General features: G+C 23.7%; 1 protein-coding gene. It reads left to right on the top strand.

Annotation, left to right across the window (positions count from 1 at the left end):
• Positions 1 to 374 precede the first annotated feature (374 nt).
• Positions 375 to 1,532, top strand: coding sequence for a site-specific tyrosine recombinase/integron integrase (xerA, locus tag ACTG3V_RS15565; RefSeq protein WP_439133087.1), 1,158 nt, complete (start codon positions 375 to 377; stop codon positions 1,530 to 1,532).
• Positions 1,533 to 1,534: the final 2 nt, after the last annotated feature.

Here is a 1,534-nt window from a genome sequence, read left to right as displayed (position 1 = left end):
AGATAAAAACAATTATGCTTTGAAATGTATTATTATATCTAAAATAAATAAGAGATTAATTATGCTACTTTGGGTTTACTTAATTTCTTTATTTATATAGGTTGCCTCTTCTAATTTGAAGTTGATTCTAAAAAAGATGAAATCCGTAGTAAAAAACCAAAAAAAAATTAAATATTTTAGCCTAGTAGTGAGAAACTTTCTAAAACCAATATTTTTAAAATTCAATTAAGACACTTTTATTAAATGTTATTTCATTAAATCTTTTACTTATATGAATTATTGAATAGATTATTAATTTTCAATAAAAATGATTATATATTTAAAAGTTTCACGTAAAATTATTATATTTAAATGCTATTTAAAAAAGAATCACTTTGAAAAACTATCCTGAAATTTTTTTAGAACAAAAGGTTCATCGTAAAAAAAACCAATTACTTATAAAATTCACTTACAATGAAATTTTAATTGGAATGGTTAGAAATATTAAAAACACATATTGGAGTAAATCTTTAAAATGTTGGTATATAGAATACACTAAAGAAAATCTTTTACTAGTAATGCAAACTTTTAAAAACATTACAATTGTAAATACCAATAAAATAATTAAAAAAGAGGTTTTTAAACGGAACTTAACCTTAGATCAAAAAAAACTATTAAACAATTTTTACCTATATTTAAAAGGCAAAAGATATAGCCAAAGTACTATTCAGACTTATTCATTTTTTATTGCTGATTTTGTAAATTTTAATTCACAAACTCCATTAGAGGAACTTACCCATAGAAATGTTGAGCTTTTTATTGAAAAAGTATTTATAGAACGAAATTATTCTATTAGTTCTCAAAGACAATTTATTAGTGCATTAAAAATATTTATTGTTTTTTATCCAAACACTAAAATTAATGAATTGGTACTAGAGCGTCCTAAAAAATCAAGAAAATTACCCAATATTTTATCTCAAGAAGAAGTGTTACAAATAATTGCTGCAACACAAAATTTAAAACATAGAGCAATCATTGCATTAATCTATTCTTGTGGACTAAGAATAAGTGAGTTAATTAATTTAAAGTTAGCTGATTTTTTCATTGAGAGAAAACAATTAATTATAAAAAACGGAAAAGGCAGAAAAGATCGTTACGTAAGTTTAGCAGAAAGTTTTTTGCCACTTTTATCAAATTACTATTACTCATATAAGCCTAAAATATTTTTTGTTGAAGGACAAAAAGGAGGTAAATATAGTGCCGAAACTGTTAGACAATTCTTAAAAAAGAGTTGTTTAAAAGCTGGAATAACTAAAACTGTATCCCCACACACGTTAAGACACAGTTATGCAACACATTTATTAGAAAATGGTGTTGATATCAGGTATATACAATCTCTATTAGGTCATTCAAAACCAGAAACAACTATGATTTATACTCATGTAAAAAGAAAAGATTTAATGGAGATTCAAAATCCATTAGACATTGCTTTAAAGAAGATAAATCAACCTGATAAAAATAATGAAAAACTTGTTTTATCCGGTAGAATATAACC

The organism is Polaribacter sp., assembly GCF_965660385.1.
In the GTDB taxonomy this organism is placed as follows: domain Bacteria; phylum Bacteroidota; class Bacteroidia; order Flavobacteriales; family Flavobacteriaceae; genus Polaribacter.
The sequence above is the reverse complement of the archived record's forward strand: the minus strand, read 5'-3'. Positions and strand labels throughout refer to the sequence as shown.